The sequence below is a fragment of the Dictyobacter sp. Z7_2 genome (genome assembly GCF_057551105.1).
Window position 1 is genome coordinate 1,435,694 of sequence record NZ_BAAJPE010000002.1, and the last position, 14,984, is coordinate 1,450,677.

Sequence of the window (14,984 nt, forward strand, 5' to 3'; positions counted from 1 at the left end):
CTGAGATGTGTGCCTGAAAAATCTTTTCTGTATCGTGTAGTTCGTTAGACAGGGCAACAAGCGCTACAATTTAATCTATGTAGCTTGCATGCCTAAACAAACAACAGTTTTTCGTTGGCATCAGCCATGCAGCAAACATGGCGTAAACTGTGAAGGAGGAACGACTGTGGGAATGTTACGGGTGATGTCACGGCGCGGCGACGACCGTCTTACGTGGGATGAACAGAAAATTCGGACAGGCGATCCCGAAGCTGTCGCTGCTATTCGCGAAGCGGAGCGTATCTTTGAGCAAGAGCGAGCAAAAGGTTCTACCGCCTTCCTCGTCTCTGATGGTAAACCAATACAGCGTATCGATAAATTCGATGCCACCGCAGAACAGATCGTTTTGGTACCGCGAGTCGTCGGAGGATGAACTTCGGGTCCCTGGTCGTCTCTGTCCTGTGTTGGATGGTGATAGCCCTTGCGATCGCGCCGCTACTATGGTTGTTCTTACTTCCATATGCAAAAGGGTGGTCTCGTGCTGAACGGAAAGCCGCCACTCTTTTACGCGATATGTTAACGCCTGAACAGCTCCGCCAATTACTTTGGAGAGGGTATTTGGAGATACCAAGCCCGACTGAACCCAGGCGCACATATCGCGTTCCCAAAAGCAAAGGCTACGTCCAGGTAATTGAGGACGGTCATGCAACCATGCGTCTATGCCTACAACCTGCCGAGTATCTTCCTGATGCTGATGTTGTAGTACTCCATAAGCTCATGATTGAAGCAAATGAAGAGACATACTTACAAAAAGCTAATAAGTATATCTGTCATGACTGAGCAATCTGCGATGGCATATAACGAAAGCCCATTTATTGTTTAAACCGCGCCATCTATGTACTGGACCAAACATCCTCAGAGAGCTTAAACAATGGCCTTCCCCTGAGGATGTTTCCTGCTTGCCTCTTACATACACCGAGTTAAACAGAGTCAGCATATCATCTACTGATCCTCTTCATCGATCTCCTCAATACGAATGATCTCTCGATGACCATTTTGCTTGACGCAAGCATGAGGTCCTCCATCCAGCGGTGCATGACAGAGCGGACAGACAGGACGTCCCGATGCTACCACGGTTTGAATTGTGACTGAAAGATCTTGCGCTTGCTGTTGCGTAAACTGAAAAGCGAGACTATCGGTATCAAATGCAGCCTCATCAACCTCTGCGCCGCGCTCTAAAAGCACATCCAGAGGGATAATGCGCAGAGAGAAAAGCGTCTCCTCTTCGCCAAAGCTGAGACGCATCTGCCCTACCTGCACATCGTGCGTAGGATAACGCGGGAAGTCCGCGGGCATCCCTTCCGCAGGGATCAGACCGCCGGCTCGTGCCTCAGTGCGCAGAATCTGCCCCTCAGTAATCAGAGCCAGAGTACGATCTAATGCCTCGGACAATCCAGCCAGCTGCTGTTTTTCCAGCCATATGATAGCTGATCCATGCGCCGCACGCAAAAAAAGACGGAAACGTCGTTGCCCTGGTTGCCCTACGGCATCAGTGCCAAGTACAGATACAAGACCTAGATCTACACTCATTTCTCACCTCATCAGTATCCACGCACCGGATCGCAACGATTTATAGAGTAATTTTTCGATCCGCTCACGCCGTAAATTATAAATCCTTAAAAAAATATCAGATATCTCATCTGAATGTTCTTGTCTTTCTAGTGTATACTAATTTACATCATAAGGCCAAATATAACGATCGAGTAGACCCCATCAGATCAACCATCCACACACATTTTTCTCAACCCTCCATGAATACTAGCAGAGAAGGCCCTCGACGTGGTATCAATAAGAATCATAAATCAGTAAACTGTAATCTAAACAATTGGTGCGCCTTTATGTGCATAGATAGGATACCTGATGAGTCCAACATCTTTACCAACCATTCTTATCACGATTGGAATGGAAGACCAGACATCACGTACACAGCGCAAAGAGCAGTTGCAACAGCAATTTCCTCAATTCAATTTTGAAATCAGAGGTTCTTCAGCCTTTAAAGATATCTCAGATGAGATCTGGCAGCAAACAGAGATTCTTATCACCGTCGGATCACACCTGCCATCCAGAGAGCAAGCGCCCAAGCTACGCTGGGTCCATCTCTACTCGGCCGGAGCGGATAATGCCATCAACAATCCTTTATTTGAAGATCCAGAGATTGCTCTGACCACCAGCAGTGGTGTGCATTCGATTAACATCGCCGAATACGTGTTGGCGGCCATCCTATCGTGGCACCATCGCTTTCCACAACTCCAGAGACGGCAGCAGGAAAAAAAGTGGAAAACGCGTGACGACGACCAATCGCAGTACACTCCAGATGAGTTGCGTGGAAAGACGCTAGGTATCGTCGGCTATGGTAGTATTGGTCGAGAAATAGCACGGCAAGCACAAGCCTTTGGCATACACATTATTGCCTCGCAACAGAGCAGCGATCATCGCGATCATGGTTTCCTTTTCCCAGCGATTGGAGATCCCGAAGGGACCATCCCAGAGCAGTATTATACGACCGCACAATTGCAGCAACTTCTGGAAAGAAGCGATATCGTCGTAGCAGCCGTTCCACTCACCAGTAGCACCAGAAATCTCTTTGATGCCACAGCCTTCGCAGCGATGAAAAAAGATGCCTTCTTCGTCAATATTGCCCGTGGAGAGATCTGCGACGAGCAAGCCTTAATCAGTGCCCTGCAAGAGCAACGTATCGCAGGTGCCGCGCTGGATGTCTTTCAACACGAGCCATTAGAAAGCGAGAGCCCACTCTGGACTCTTCCCAACGTCTTTGTCACCCCCCATATCAGTGGCGCAACTCCACATTATGAAGATCGGGTTTACACAATTTTTGTAGCCAATCTGCAACGCTACCAGGAAGGAAAATCTCTTTATAATAGAGTTGATAAGAAACGCGAATATTAGTGTTTACACAACATGTAATACAAATTTGAAGCTCATAATGGGGTATTAAAAAAAGTGTAATGACAGTTGCAGCGATCACTCTCCCTGTGCTATAATCCGACTGGTAGAATAGAGAAGAAAAAAAGATGGGACTTTAAGGGACTATAAAGGATGAAACAGAAGCCGCCTACCCCTACCATCTCGAATACACTGGGGGCGTTGAGCGGAATGGGCGTTACAATCGCCATCCCCATCGTTCTTGGGGCCTACGCAGGTAATTACCTGGACGGCCTTCTTCATACTGGACCATTGTTTATACTTCTTGGGCTGCTGCTCGGCTTGATTTCGGGATTTTATGGTGCATACCGTTTATATAAAAGTGTCTTTCGCTAAACCAAACGGGTCCCCTACGCACATCGACATCGAATTTCATCCTTGTAGAGCTCAATATGTCTAGGAGGACAGCTGAGTGAATCTGTGGGAACTTCCTAAAATAGCCATTGCCCCAGATACCATTTTTCCTGGGGTTCCGTGGATTACGAACACTCTGCTTTGTACATGGATTTCGATTATTTGCTTGCTTATCGTTATGTTCTTCGGAACACGACGAAGAGACTTAATTCCAAGTGGATTACAAAATGCCTTGGAATGGTTTATCGAGATACTTCAGAATCTGGTTGAAAGTGTTGCTGGTAAAGAGAAAGGGAAACGATTCTTTCCCCTCTTCGCTACATTCTTTCTCTTCATTTTATTCTGCAATACACTCGACGTGATCCCTGGAGTCGATACTATCGGCACCATCGATAAAGCAGGTGTAAGCGGTCCATTGCTATGGGGTGGGGCTAACTCTAATGCAATTATTCCATGGATACGCCCTGCCACTACTGACCTGAACCTGACCCTGGCCATGGCTCTTGTCTCGGTAGTTGCAACGCAAATTCTCGGATTCTCAATGCTTGGATTTAAAGAGCAGATCAGCAAGTATCTGAACTTCAGAGCCATCAAAGAGAAGGGTGGAATGGGTGTCGTCGATTTTTTTGTCGGGATTCTAGAAATTGTCAGTGAGCTCGGACGTTTGATTTCTTTCTCCTTCCGTCTCTTTGGTAATGTCTTCGCAGGTAGTGTCTTGCTGGCAGTCTTTGCCTACCTCTTACCTGTGCTCGCAAATGTCATCTTCGTGCCATTCGAATTATTCGTCGGTGCCATTCAGGCATTTGTCTTCGCATTCCTGACCTTACTCTTCATGCATGTGGGTACCACAAGTCATTCACATGGCGATGAAGCTGAAGTGCATGAGTACGAAGAGAGAATCGCTGCGACACACTAATGTGTCGTAGCTTCCCAAGTTTGCCAACGCAGACTTTTTCTGCGATTGCATAAATATTCATCCAAATTACATAACAAGCATTCGTCCTTAAGGAGGATTTTTATCATGGATTTGACAAATTTAGCAGCCGGAATCGCCATCGGTCTTGGCGCCGTCGGCCCTGGTATTGGTATTGGTCTCCTCGCTGCTAAAGCAATGGAATCGATTGGTCGCAACCCAGAAGCCGCTCCTGTTATTCAAACCAACATGATTCTGGCTATTGCGTTCACTGAAGCTATCGCTATTTACGCTCTGGTAGTCGCTCTGCTGATTAAATTCATCTAGGTAATTACTGTTTGCATCGTAATGTGGAGACGTAGTGCGTCTAGACTGTTCCTTCTTCTTCTCTCATCTGTGAACGAATAAGGAGAGAAGCAGAAGATGCCACGTCTCCATGTTGCATGCGCAGTATTTACTGGTGACGAAAGGAAGCGCTATCGTGTATCTTAATACATTCACCTTTGCTTCAATAGCTACTGCCAGCGCTGAATCAGCTGGAGGTATAGGTGCACTCGGTATTAACGCCGGTGCCTTTATATCACAGTTAATCAGCTTTTTCATCGTCTTTATCGTCCTCTGGAAATTTGTCTTGCCGATTTTTCAGCGCACGCTTGCAAAACGACAAGAAATTATCCGCGAAGGGGTCGAAAACGCTGAGAAGGCCAAGCGCGATCTAGCCGAAGCACAGAGCAACGCCGAGCGCATCATTCTGGATGCCAAGCGTCAGGCTCAGGAAGTTATCGAGCGAGCATCACAGAACGCCGAGCAGATCGCTCAACAGATTCAGGATGAGGCTCGTGACAAAGCCGAAAAATACAGTCAGCAGCAGGTCGCTCGCATTCAGCAAGAGTCCAATCGTGCTCGCCTGGAGTTAAGCCGCGAGGTGGTCAATCTTTCCATTGAAGCCGCCAGCAAAGTTATCAACCGGTCAGTTGATAGCAACGACAACCGTCGCCTGGTCGAAGAGTTTGTCACGGCTAATGACCCCGTGAGGAATAACTAATGCTTAAAGGAGCGATTGCACGTCGCTATGCGGGAGCGATCTTCGAGATTGCGCAAAAGCAGAATACGCTTGATCGCAGTCTTGACGACGTACAGGGCATTGCACAGGTCTTTGCTCATCGCACATTGTCCTATTTGCTACGTGAGCCTAAAGTTCCTGTCCAGCGCAAAGAAGCAGCATTACGTGAAAATCTAGCTGACAAAGTGCTACCAACATCGCTCAATCTTGCATTGTTGATCGTCCAACGTGGTCTGGTCGAGATTATGCCTAACCTGGCGATCGAGTTCGAGCGTCTCGTACTTGAGTATCGCAATCAGGCCATCGCAGAAGTCACGACGGCTACACCGATCGATAGTGCTCAAGGAGCGGTTATCAAGCAGGCGCTTGAGCAGCGAACCGGCAAAAGTATCAAACTAGAGACTCATATAGATCCGAGTATTTTGGGCGGTATCATAGCCAGGGTAGGAGATCAAATCATCGACAGCAGTGTCCGCAATCGCCTGCACGTGTTGCAGCAGCAATTGCTTGCGGGCATCAGCGCTACCGATGAGGATTTTGATAGTTCTGAAGATTTTAACCAGCCAGTGGCTACCGCTTAATGCTCACATCCGACTGACTATTTTCTCGATTCCAGGTTCTGTTGTGACGGATCGAGAGAAGGTACAGATAACCTCGTATCACACGTCCACCTGATCCATCTTTCTCGGTTGAGAAAGGTCAAAGTACACAACATAAAACAATCTTAAAAAGTAACTAGCCACCAGGTAAAACACTAGGAGGAACGCGATGGCATCTTGGGCTGATGAAATCAGTGCCATCATAGAGAAAAACATCGCAGGCTTTGGCACTGAGACCACCTCGACCGCGAGCGTGGGTACCGTTATTGCGGTACAAGACGGTGTCGCCCGTATCTACGGCCTGCAAGATGTACAGTATCTTGAATTGGTAGAATTTCCCCGTACAGGACTCTTTGGCATGGCCTTCAACCTCGAAGAGGAAGCGGTCAGTTGCCCGATCCTGGGTGATTATACACAAATCCGTGAAGATGATGAAGTTCGTACGACTGGACGTATCATTAGCGTCCCGGTTGGCGATGCGCTACTGGGTCGTGTTGTTGATCCTCTGGGACAACCACTCGACGACCGTGGCCCCATCAATACCGATAGTTTCCGCCCGATTGAGCGTGTCGCCCCTGGCGTTATCACACGTCAGTCGGTGAGCCAGCCAGTACAGACCGGCATCAAAGCTATCGACAGCATGATTCCGATCGGTCGTGGTCAGCGCGAGTTGATCATTGGAGACCGCCAGACTGGTAAGACGGCAATCGCTATCGATACCATTATCAATCAAAAAGGCAAAGACCTGATCTGTATCTATGTCGCCATTGGTCAGAAAAATTCTTCTATCGCTCGCACACACGCGATTCTGGAAGAGCATGGCGCGATGGAGTACACGATTATTGTTGCATCCGGTGCCTCTGATCCTGCACCTTTGAAGTACATTGCTCCCTATGCAGGATGTGCTATCGGTGAAGAGTTTATGGAGTCCGGTCGCGAAGCTCTGATCGTTTATGATGATCTGACCAAGCACGCTGAGGCGTATCGTAACATTTCACTGATCATTCGCCGCCCTCCTGGACGCGAAGCATATCCTGGTGACGTGTTCTATCTGCACTCTCGCTTGCTGGAACGTGCAGCCCGCTTGAACAAAGACTACGGCGGTGGTTCATTGACCGCATTGCCTGTGATTGAGACCCGCGCAAACGACGTCTCGGCCTACATTCCAACCAATCTGATCTCCATCACCGATGGTCAGATCTTCCTGGAAACCGACCTCTTCAACTCTGGTCAGCGCCCTGCATTGAATACCGGTATCTCGGTATCCCGCGTAGGTAGTAGCGCTCAGACCAAAGGTATGAGTCAGGTCGTAGGTACCATGCGTCTGGACCTCGCGCAGTTCGCCGAGTTGGAAGCCTTCTCGCAGTTCGCTTCAGATCTGGATAAAGCTACCAAATCCCGTATCGAGCGCGGCCGTCACACCTTAGAGATTCTCAAGCAGCCACAGTATCAGCCAGTTTCGGTAGAGCGCCAGATCATGATCATCTACGCGGTGACCAATGGCTACCTCGACGAAGTACCACTGAACCTGGTCAGTGCCTGGGAGACTGGCTTCTATCGCTTTATGGATGCGAACTACCAGGATCTCGTCAATGAGATTATTGGCACTTCCGTCACCGGCGGCAAGAAGATGGGTCCAGATCTGTTGCAGAAACTTGGTGCTGCTATCGACGATTATCAGAAAACTTCCGCACCAAGCGGAGAAGAAAAGCGCTAGGAGGCAGATAGATGCCATCGATCCGAGAGATTCGGCAGCGCATACGATCAGTAAAAAATACGGCGAAGATCACCAAAGCTATGCAAATGGTGGCGAGTAGCAAGATGCGTCGGTCTCAAGAGCGAGTAGAACAAGCTCGCCCTTTCGCCGAGCAGATTCGCGACCTCGTCTCCCGCCTGGCGACAGCAGCAGCTAACAATGATGATCTGGGTGAGGATCTGGCATTACTAAAGCAACGTCCAGTGAAAAACATCGGCATCGTGCTGATTTCTCCTGATCGTGGACTTTGTGGTGCCCTACCCTCAAACATCAATCGTCAAGCCAGTCACACTGCCCTGGACGAAAGCGCTCGACTGGCCGATCGTGGTCAAAAACCTGGAGTTGATTTCGTTGCCGTCGGTAAAAAAGGACGCGATTTTATTCTGCGCACAGAGCAGCATATGATCGCTGAATTCACCGATTATGGAGATCATCCAGGCATGGGCGACGCTTCTGCGATCGCACAGGTTGCGATGGATGCTTTCCTGAATGGGGAAGTTGACGTTGTATTCTTGATCTATGCCAAATTCGTTAATACGGGCACTCAAACACCGGTCACGCTGCAACTGCTTCCCGTACGTCCACCCGAGGCCGAGGAAAAAGAGACGGCAGGCGCAGAGGCTGAATACATCTATGAGCCAAATGAGCAAGAGCTCTTCAAAGCGTTGCTTCCACGCTATGTGGACGTGCAGATCTACCAGGCTCTGCTTGAAGCGATCGCCAGCCAGTACTCCGCTCAAATGGTCTCGATGAAAAACGCGACCGACAACGCCAATGATCTGGTACAAGACCTCACGTTGACGTATAACAAAGTCCGTCAGGCGGCTATCACAACGCAGATCCTTGAAGTGGTAGCAGGTGCCGAAGCACTTTAGACAGCAATAAACATGCATGGGGTCAGGCAGAATCACCCCTGCAATGGAGAAGTACATGACACAAACACTCACGAAGGGAAAAGTCGTGCAGGTACTGGGGGCGGTCGTAGACGTCGAGTTTCCCCCAGACCAACTACCTGAGATTTATAATCAGGTACTGACACGCCCCCACGGTCTTGATCAAGACCTCTCTCTTGAGGTCGAGCAACACCTTGGCAATAACTGGGTCCGCTGCGTCGCTATGGGTCCTACAGATGGCTTACAGCGCGGAACGGATGCCTTCGATACAGGTGCCGCAATTAGCGTTCCAGTCGGCCCCAAGACTCTCGGTCGTATCTTTAACGTGCTTGGTCGCGCTATTGATAACAAACCTGAAGTCGAGGATTCTCCTCGCTATCCTATTCATCGCCACGCTCCAAGCCTGGAAGATCAGTCTGCTAATGTTGAGGTCTTCGAGACCGGCATTAAAGTAATTGATCTGATCTGCCCTTTCATGAAGGGTGGTAAGATTGGTACGTTCGGAGGAGCAGGAGTCGGTAAGACAGTTATTATTCAGGAACTGATCAATAACATTGCAAAGGGCCATGGTGGCTATAGCGTCTTTGCTGGCGTGGGTGAGCGCACCCGCGAAGGCAATGACCTGTACCATGAAATGCAGGGCGCCAATGTTATCGACCGTCTCGCAATGGTCTTTGGTCAGATGAACGAACCTCCTGGTTCTCGCCTGCGTGTTGCACTGAGCGGTCTGGCCATCGCTGAGTACTTCCGCGACGAAGAGCACAAAGACGTTCTGCTTTTCATCGATAACATCTTCCGTTTCACACAGGCTGGGGCAGAAGTATCAGCACTACTCGGACGTATGCCATCCGCCGTAGGTTATCAGCCAAACCTGGCCGAGGAAATGGGCGAACTGCAAGAGCGCATTACCTCTACCAAAGATGGTTCGATCACTTCGATGCAGGCCGTCTATGTGCCCGCTGACGACTACACCGATCCAGCGCCAGCTACAACCTTTGCTCACCTGGACTCAACGATCTTGTTGGAGCGTTCCATTACGCAGAAAGGTATCTACCCGGCGGTAGATCCCCTGACTTCCACCAGTCGTATCCTTGATCCACAGGTTGTCGGCGACGAGCATTACAACACCGCCCGCGGTGTGCAGAGTGTGCTTCAGCGCTACAAAGAGTTGCAGGACATTATCAACATCCTTGGTGTTGATGAGTTGTCCGACGACGACAAGCTGGTTGTATCTCGTGCTCGTAAGTTGGAACGCTTCTGTGGACAGCCTTTCACTGTTGCCGAGGTCTTCACCGGCCTGCCAGGTAAATATGTGAAATTGCAAGATACGATTCGCAGCTTCAAAGCTATCCTCAATGGTGAAGTCGACTACATTCCTGAGTCACACTTCCTGTCAAAGGGTGCAATCGAAGACGTCATTGCCGCTTACGAAGCCGAACAGAAGAAGGGTTAAGCAATGGCGACACGCAATACACTGCATGTCGAGGTTGTAACCGCTGAACGTGATCTGTTCAATGGTGAGGCCGATATCGTGGACGTCCCAGGGTCAGACGGGCAACTCGGCATCCTGCCGGAGCATGCCCCTCTGCTGGCCCTCCTGGGCGCGGGACCACTCCAAATCAAGCTGAACGGAGAAGTTGATATCCTCTTCATCTCTGGAGGTTTCCTTGAAGTGTCACACGATCGCGTCATCATTCTAGCGGATACAGCAGAAAACGCTGAAGAGATTGATGAGGCACGCGCTGAGGAGGCACGTCGTAAAGCACAGACTGGACTACAAGAAGCCCAGACACGTGCCCAACGTGCTGAATTAGAAGCCTCTCTGGGACGAGCCCTCTTCCGCCTGAAGGCAGTTGAGTTGGCCCGCCGACACGGCAGGCGCCGTCATTAATCTTCGGCTTCGACGCAAGAAGCTACGAATATGTACGATATCCTGAATAAGATACGGCGCGGGTGACAATCAGTTACCCGCGCCGTATCTTATTTCATTCTGCTTTAGAGTATCAACGGCTAGAAATTGCCGCCGGCTCCGCCACCAAATCCGCCACCTCCACCACCAGCATCTCCGCCACCGCCAAATCCACCTCCACCGGAGTCTCCACCAAATCCGCCACCTCCACCACCAAAGTCTCCGCCGGCTCCGCCGCCAAATCCACCATCGCCGCCACCGCCTCCATTATTATCGCCATTGCCAAAGTTTCCACTGGCTCCACCGCCGAAGCCACCGTCGCCACCACCGAAGCCACCCCCTCCATTACCATAATCGCCGCCTCGATTATCGCGATCACTTTCCCGGCCTAATCCATAGCCAAACAAACCACCCAGAGCAGCACCAATACCTCCTGCTGCCCACGGATTCATACCTCTGCGACCGCCTTGCATATTAGGATCCTGGTAATATTGATTTTGATAATTGGGCGGATAATTACCAGGCCCATATGACTGATTGAAACCCTGGTTCATCCCCATACTACGCCTGCGCCGTATGCGCGTAAAGGCAAAGACAGCAATGATCAACAGCACAAGCAGACCAATGCAGCAGAACGCGTTGCTAAAGATGCTACTGCCGCCGCCACCCACGCCTGGCAGGAGACCACCACCGGAGAGAGACCCCTTTAATGAGTTTAAAGCTGCGATAGTAGCGCCCGTATAATCCTTATTGCCATTGCTCATTTGATTGGTAAATGCATTGACTGCATCCTGATATTGGCTGTTCGACAAGCCTACGCTGGACCCACCAACGACCGAAACATGGCTCGAACTGAAGGCAATCACAATCAGGTTAGAAGACTTAATACTCTGCTTGGCCATCTGATCAAAGGCAGAATTCGAAAGGCTCGACGTTACAGAGTAGATGTCAACAGGCTTGGATAACGCTGAAGCCGCCTGTTGCACACTTGATCTGTTTAAAACATTCCCATTATCATAAATATTAACGGTATTCGCAAAAGCCGCAGTGGTTGCAAAAACAACCATGCAGAGGGCCGCTAATAAAGCCACACATCCACGCAGTGAAAAACGCCTGATAGATGTCTTTCCCATAAAGAATTTCTCCCCTTATCAACAAACTTGATACCTGGAGATGAGCCAGATATCAAAGAGCACTCAACATCGTCGTACAAATTATCCCCATATAACCTATACGTGAAAACTGTCCTGAGGATGTAAGTATTTCCTTTATATATAACGCAGAGAGCCCTGCAAAAACCAATTGTTGTTAGCTCGCTGCGTTAAAAGATCTGATATACTCACGGCTCGGAGCGATTTACTGTTGATTTCATTTCTTCATCTGGATCAGGCCGTGCAATCCCCTCCGAGCTACCCTGATCAGCTCTTGTGTGCTCATTACGCTGGGAAATATCAGGAATGGGAGGAGTAACCTTAGAAACACTCCCTCCGGATTTATTTGATCGGCTAATCGCCACCCCGATCACAACCATAACGATAATAAAGAGTACAACTAAAATAACGATGTACACGCTCAGTAAATTTGTCATCTTCTTCGTGCCTCACATATCTACATCTATCCCAGACGGGATATAAATTCATTTTATCGACTATACTCAGGGACACGAGACAAACGAACGAATAGATACTCAGCAGCAGCGAAATCCCTTTGGCTATGCTTCCCTGCGTGCACATGCTACAATGATCATGAAAACCACCGGTTTGAACGTACATCATTGTGGAGTAAATAGGAATTAGCATGAGCACAACATCCTCCGGGCGGAAACACCCTTTTGTCCTGATCATTATGGATGGCTGGGGAGTAAATCCTCGCAAAGATGGCAATGCAATCGCCCTGGCACATACGCCAAATATTGATAAAATCACACACGAATGGCCTCATACAGCGGTTAAAACCTCTGGAGCAGCCGTCGGATTGCCTGATGGGCAGATGGGAAATTCAGAGGTTGGTCACCAGAATATCGGCGCAGGCAAACGTATTTTACAGGATTATACTCGCGTGAGTGAATCTATTCAGGATGGCAGCTTTTTTCAGAACCCGGCCTTCCTGAAAGCAATTGAGCACGTTAAAAAAAATCAATCTCAGCTACACATCTGCGGCTTACTTGGCAATGGTGGCGTCCATGCTCACGAAACGCACCTGGAGGCCCTGCTACGCCTGGCACAGATGCATGATGTCGAGCGTGTTTACATCCATGCCTTTACCGATGGCCGAGACACATCTCCTACGGGAGGCATCGAATTCTTGCAACGTCTGGAACAACGTGCCAACGAGATCAATAGCGAGCATCCGGCGAAGGTAGCTACTATCACTGGACGCTACTATGCAATGGACCGCGATAACCGTTGGGAGCGCACCGGAGCAACCTATTTCGCCATGACGCGTGGCGAAGGCCAGAAACAAGCCACGTCAGCGCTCGCTGCTATCCAGCAAGCCTACGATGAAAAGGTTACCGACGAATTTATCTTACCAACCGTCATTATGGAAGAAGGCCACCCGGTTGCGACAGTGCAGGCGGGAGATGCCATGATTCACTATAACTTCCGTCCTGATCGTGCACGTCAACTTACCAAAGCCTTCGTGATGGAAGAGCTTCCTCCTCAAGCGGAGGAGAAATTTCCACGTGGACCACGTCTGCAAGATCTGACGTATGTCATGATGACGCAGTACGAAGAAGGTCTGGATGCTGAGGTAGCTTATCGCGCCGATGAGGTCGAAAGGCCGCTGGCTCGTGTAATCTCTGAGTATGGCATGACACAATTTCACACCGCTGAGACAGAGAAATATGCCCATGTCACCTTCTTCATTAATGGACGACGTGAAGTTCCATTCAAAGGCGAAGATCGTATCCTGATTCCATCGCAAAAAGTTCCCACCTATGATTTAATGCCCGAGATGAGCGCTGCGGGTATCACGGATGCGGCAGTCGAGCAGATACTTAGTGGTAAATACGACCTGGTAATCATGAATTATGCCAATGCAGATATGGTTGGACATACGGGTGTCATTGAAGCAGCTATCAAGGCTGTCGAAACCGTCGATAAAAGCGTCGGACGCATCGTGGAAGCCACATTAGCCGCACACGGCAGCCTGATTATCACAGCCGACCATGGCAATGCCGAGCAGCTCATCGATTACAGTACAGGTAAACCGTTTACGGCACATACAACTTTCCCCGTACCACTCTACTTTATCTCCCCACAATTTGCTCAGGCCAAACTGCGTAGCGACGGCATTCTGGCCGATGTCTCACCAACCATCCTGCAAGTCATGCATATTCCACAACCAAAGGATATGTTGGGACATTCGCTCATTTTACCGTAGCTTAACATAATTTAACCTATCATTAAATTATATAGAGAGTTATCCACACATTGAATGATAAAGTGTGGATAACTCTCTATATATGTGGATAAACTCATGCAGCAACACTCTTTATAGAGCTATTTCATGCTTTCTCTGTGGCTATTTGATTCTCTCTATCATCGTGGCCGGCACAACTAAGTAGGACCCATCATCTAACAGTAAGCGCACAGCACGTGTATGCAAGCCTGAAGCGAAAGCTTGCTCATAAGAAAAAAAATAGTCAATTCTTCCTAGAGTGCCGTTAAAATTGCCTCCACTGACGCGTACCTGAGCTCCCTGGAACAGGGTAGTATCAGGTTGAACTGCTTGCCAATCCTTCTCTACTTCGGCCAGTGGCACAGAGATAATCAACTCGGGATAGAGCTTCCGTGTCAGAGACCGTATGCCGGACAGCAGCGCAATTGATCCTTGATACTGATTAAGGAGACTCAGCACATGAGCTGGCATGGTTGCCGCGCCAACGCCCTCTGTGAGTAACAAGGTCAGAGGAGGTAGCTGACTTTGAGCAGGTTCAAGCTCATTAAGACGTAATAATTGGAGATAATCAGTCTGAAGAAAACCTTCCAGATCGCGTAGAGCAATGCTACTGGCAACTACACCAACCACACCTGAATTGAGTGCTTGATGCAACAAGGCAAAGGTAAGTGGTCCTGGTACAACCAGGATAGCACCTGGAGGAATAGGTTGTGAGTTATAAACGTCGGGAGCACTCCACATCGTCAGAACCCCAGCTACTTGATTACCGGAGCCCAATACTCCTTGCACAAGCGCTGCATGGCTCTCAATGATCACTCCGCCGCGTGCTGTCAGATCAACCACACGCCCATGCAAGCCAGCCGGGATATTTTGAGTTTGAGCAGGAAGCGCATAGACGGCAGCAGCAGAAAGTGCGGCAAAAGCATCACGTTTCTGCTGCTCAGTAGGGTACTGGGGTTCGATACGAAGCACCGGCTGATCAGGAACAACCTCCTGACCACGATATACGAGCGGAGCACCTCTCACCTGGTATCCACCAGGCCAACGTTCTTTTCTCACAATAAGTCGGGGTATAACGGCCCACCCTGCTGGATAGGTCATGGCAGGAACCTC

16 protein-coding genes are annotated in these 14,984 nt (G+C 49.4%); 12 read left to right on the forward strand and 4 right to left on the reverse strand.

Annotation, left to right across the window (positions count from 1 at the left end; all coding sequences use genetic code 11):
* Positions 1-172 precede the first annotated feature (172 nt).
* Positions 173-412, forward strand: coding sequence for a hypothetical protein (locus AC27N8_RS19370; RefSeq protein ID WP_487074713.1), 240 nt, complete (start codon positions 173-175; stop codon positions 410-412).
* 569 nt (positions 413-981) lie between these two features.
* Here the strand turns inward: AC27N8_RS19370 and AC27N8_RS19375 are convergent.
* Entirely contained in the window at positions 982-1,569 is a 588-nt protein-coding gene (locus AC27N8_RS19375; RefSeq protein ID WP_487069039.1) for a DUF3090 family protein, read from the reverse strand.
* Positions 1,570-1,899: 330 nt separating this feature from the next.
* On the opposite strand from AC27N8_RS19375, the gene AC27N8_RS19380 reads away from it, so the two are divergent.
* From AC27N8_RS19380 to AC27N8_RS19425, 10 genes are all read left to right on the forward strand, one after another.
* The gene (locus AC27N8_RS19380; RefSeq protein ID WP_487069040.1) at positions 1,900-2,946 is read left to right on the forward strand and encodes a D-2-hydroxyacid dehydrogenase; all 1,047 of its coding nucleotides are present in this window, start codon (positions 1,900-1,902) and stop codon (positions 2,944-2,946) included.
* A gap of 150 nt (positions 2,947-3,096) precedes the next feature.
* Positions 3,097-3,318 (forward strand): AtpZ/AtpI family protein, encoded by a 222-nt coding sequence (locus AC27N8_RS19385; RefSeq protein ID WP_487069041.1) that lies wholly within the window; start codon positions 3,097-3,099, stop codon positions 3,316-3,318.
* 76 nt (positions 3,319-3,394) lie between these two features.
* Positions 3,395-4,252, forward strand: a complete 858-nt coding sequence (atpB, locus tag AC27N8_RS19390) for a F0F1 ATP synthase subunit A (RefSeq protein ID WP_487069042.1) — start codon at positions 3,395-3,397, stop codon at positions 4,250-4,252.
* Between the two features lie 105 nt (positions 4,253-4,357).
* A complete protein-coding gene (gene atpE / locus AC27N8_RS19395; protein ID WP_487069043.1) occupies positions 4,358-4,576 on the forward strand; it encodes an ATP synthase F0 subunit C in 219 nt (72 codons plus the stop codon).
* A 154-nt stretch (positions 4,577-4,730) separates the two neighbouring features.
* Positions 4,731-5,294, forward strand: a complete 564-nt coding sequence (atpF, locus tag AC27N8_RS19400) for a F0F1 ATP synthase subunit B (protein WP_487069044.1) — start codon at positions 4,731-4,733, stop codon at positions 5,292-5,294.
* Positions 5,294-5,893 carry an ATP synthase F1 subunit delta gene (atpH, locus tag AC27N8_RS19405; RefSeq protein ID WP_487069045.1) on the forward strand — a complete coding sequence of 200 codons (600 nt, stop codon included), beginning with the start codon at positions 5,294-5,296 and terminating at the stop codon, positions 5,891-5,893. The genes atpF and atpH overlap by 1 nt, the downstream gene beginning before the upstream one ends.
* A gap of 187 nt (positions 5,894-6,080) precedes the next feature.
* A complete protein-coding gene (gene atpA / locus AC27N8_RS19410; RefSeq protein WP_487069046.1) occupies positions 6,081-7,628 on the forward strand; it encodes a F0F1 ATP synthase subunit alpha in 1,548 nt (515 codons plus the stop codon).
* An 11-nt stretch (positions 7,629-7,639) separates the two neighbouring features.
* A complete protein-coding gene (gene atpG / locus AC27N8_RS19415) occupies positions 7,640-8,542 on the forward strand; it encodes an ATP synthase F1 subunit gamma (protein WP_487069047.1) in 903 nt (300 codons plus the stop codon).
* A gap of 55 nt (positions 8,543-8,597) precedes the next feature.
* A complete protein-coding gene (gene atpD / locus AC27N8_RS19420) occupies positions 8,598-10,013 on the forward strand; it encodes a F0F1 ATP synthase subunit beta (protein WP_487069048.1) in 1,416 nt (471 codons plus the stop codon).
* Between the two features lie 3 nt (positions 10,014-10,016).
* The gene (locus AC27N8_RS19425) at positions 10,017-10,451 is read left to right on the forward strand and encodes a F0F1 ATP synthase subunit epsilon (RefSeq protein ID WP_487069049.1); all 435 of its coding nucleotides are present in this window, start codon (positions 10,017-10,019) and stop codon (positions 10,449-10,451) included.
* A 119-nt stretch (positions 10,452-10,570) separates the two neighbouring features.
* On the opposite strand, the gene AC27N8_RS19430 is transcribed toward AC27N8_RS19425, so the two are convergent.
* Positions 10,571-11,602, reverse strand: coding sequence for a hypothetical protein (locus AC27N8_RS19430; RefSeq protein WP_487069050.1), 1,032 nt, complete (start codon positions 11,600-11,602; stop codon positions 10,571-10,573).
* A gap of 206 nt (positions 11,603-11,808) precedes the next feature.
* Positions 11,809-12,057, reverse strand: coding sequence for a hypothetical protein (locus AC27N8_RS19435; RefSeq protein WP_487069051.1), 249 nt, complete (start codon positions 12,055-12,057; stop codon positions 11,809-11,811).
* 209 nt (positions 12,058-12,266) lie between these two features.
* Between AC27N8_RS19435 and gpmI the strand changes: the two genes are divergently transcribed.
* Positions 12,267-13,853 (forward strand): 2,3-bisphosphoglycerate-independent phosphoglycerate mutase, encoded by a 1,587-nt coding sequence (gene gpmI / locus AC27N8_RS19440; protein ID WP_487069052.1) that lies wholly within the window; start codon positions 12,267-12,269, stop codon positions 13,851-13,853.
* A gap of 141 nt (positions 13,854-13,994) precedes the next feature.
* Here gpmI and AC27N8_RS19445 read toward each other — a convergent pair whose 3' ends face one another.
* Complete coding sequence (locus AC27N8_RS19445) at positions 13,995-14,972, reverse strand: hypothetical protein (protein ID WP_487069054.1); 978 nt, start codon at positions 14,970-14,972, stop codon at positions 13,995-13,997.
* Positions 14,973-14,984 lie beyond the last annotated feature (12 nt).

What these genes read in the sequence shown, in the direction of transcription:
- atpH (WP_487069045.1), top strand. Translation starts at nt 5,294, where the DNA reads ATGCTTAAAGGAGCGATTGCACGTCGCTATGCGGGAGCGATCTTCGAG.
- atpG (WP_487069047.1), top strand. Translation starts at nt 7,640, where the DNA reads ATGCCATCGATCCGAGAGATTCGGCAGCGCATACGATCAGTAAAAAAT.
- AC27N8_RS19435 (WP_487069051.1), bottom strand. Translation starts at nt 12,057, where the DNA reads ATGACAAATTTACTGAGCGTGTACATCGTTATTTTAGTTGTACTCTTT.
- atpA (WP_487069046.1), top strand. Translation starts at nt 6,081, where the DNA reads ATGGCATCTTGGGCTGATGAAATCAGTGCCATCATAGAGAAAAACATC.
- AC27N8_RS19385 (WP_487069041.1), top strand. Translation starts at nt 3,097, where the DNA reads ATGAAACAGAAGCCGCCTACCCCTACCATCTCGAATACACTGGGGGCG.
- gpmI (WP_487069052.1), top strand. Translation starts at nt 12,267, where the DNA reads ATGAGCACAACATCCTCCGGGCGGAAACACCCTTTTGTCCTGATCATT.
- AC27N8_RS19445 (WP_487069054.1), bottom strand. Translation starts at nt 14,972, where the DNA reads ATGACCTATCCAGCAGGGTGGGCCGTTATACCCCGACTTATTGTGAGA.
- AC27N8_RS19425 (WP_487069049.1), top strand. Translation starts at nt 10,017, where the DNA reads ATGGCGACACGCAATACACTGCATGTCGAGGTTGTAACCGCTGAACGT.
- AC27N8_RS19370 (WP_487074713.1), top strand. Translation starts at nt 173, where the DNA reads ATGTTACGGGTGATGTCACGGCGCGGCGACGACCGTCTTACGTGGGAT.
- AC27N8_RS19430 (WP_487069050.1), bottom strand. Translation starts at nt 11,602, where the DNA reads ATGGGAAAGACATCTATCAGGCGTTTTTCACTGCGTGGATGTGTGGCT.
- atpD (WP_487069048.1), top strand. Translation starts at nt 8,598, where the DNA reads ATGACACAAACACTCACGAAGGGAAAAGTCGTGCAGGTACTGGGGGCG.
- AC27N8_RS19380 (WP_487069040.1), top strand. Translation starts at nt 1,900, where the DNA reads ATGAGTCCAACATCTTTACCAACCATTCTTATCACGATTGGAATGGAA.
- AC27N8_RS19375 (WP_487069039.1), bottom strand. Translation starts at nt 1,569, where the DNA reads ATGAGTGTAGATCTAGGTCTTGTATCTGTACTTGGCACTGATGCCGTA.
- atpE (WP_487069043.1), top strand. Translation starts at nt 4,358, where the DNA reads ATGGATTTGACAAATTTAGCAGCCGGAATCGCCATCGGTCTTGGCGCC.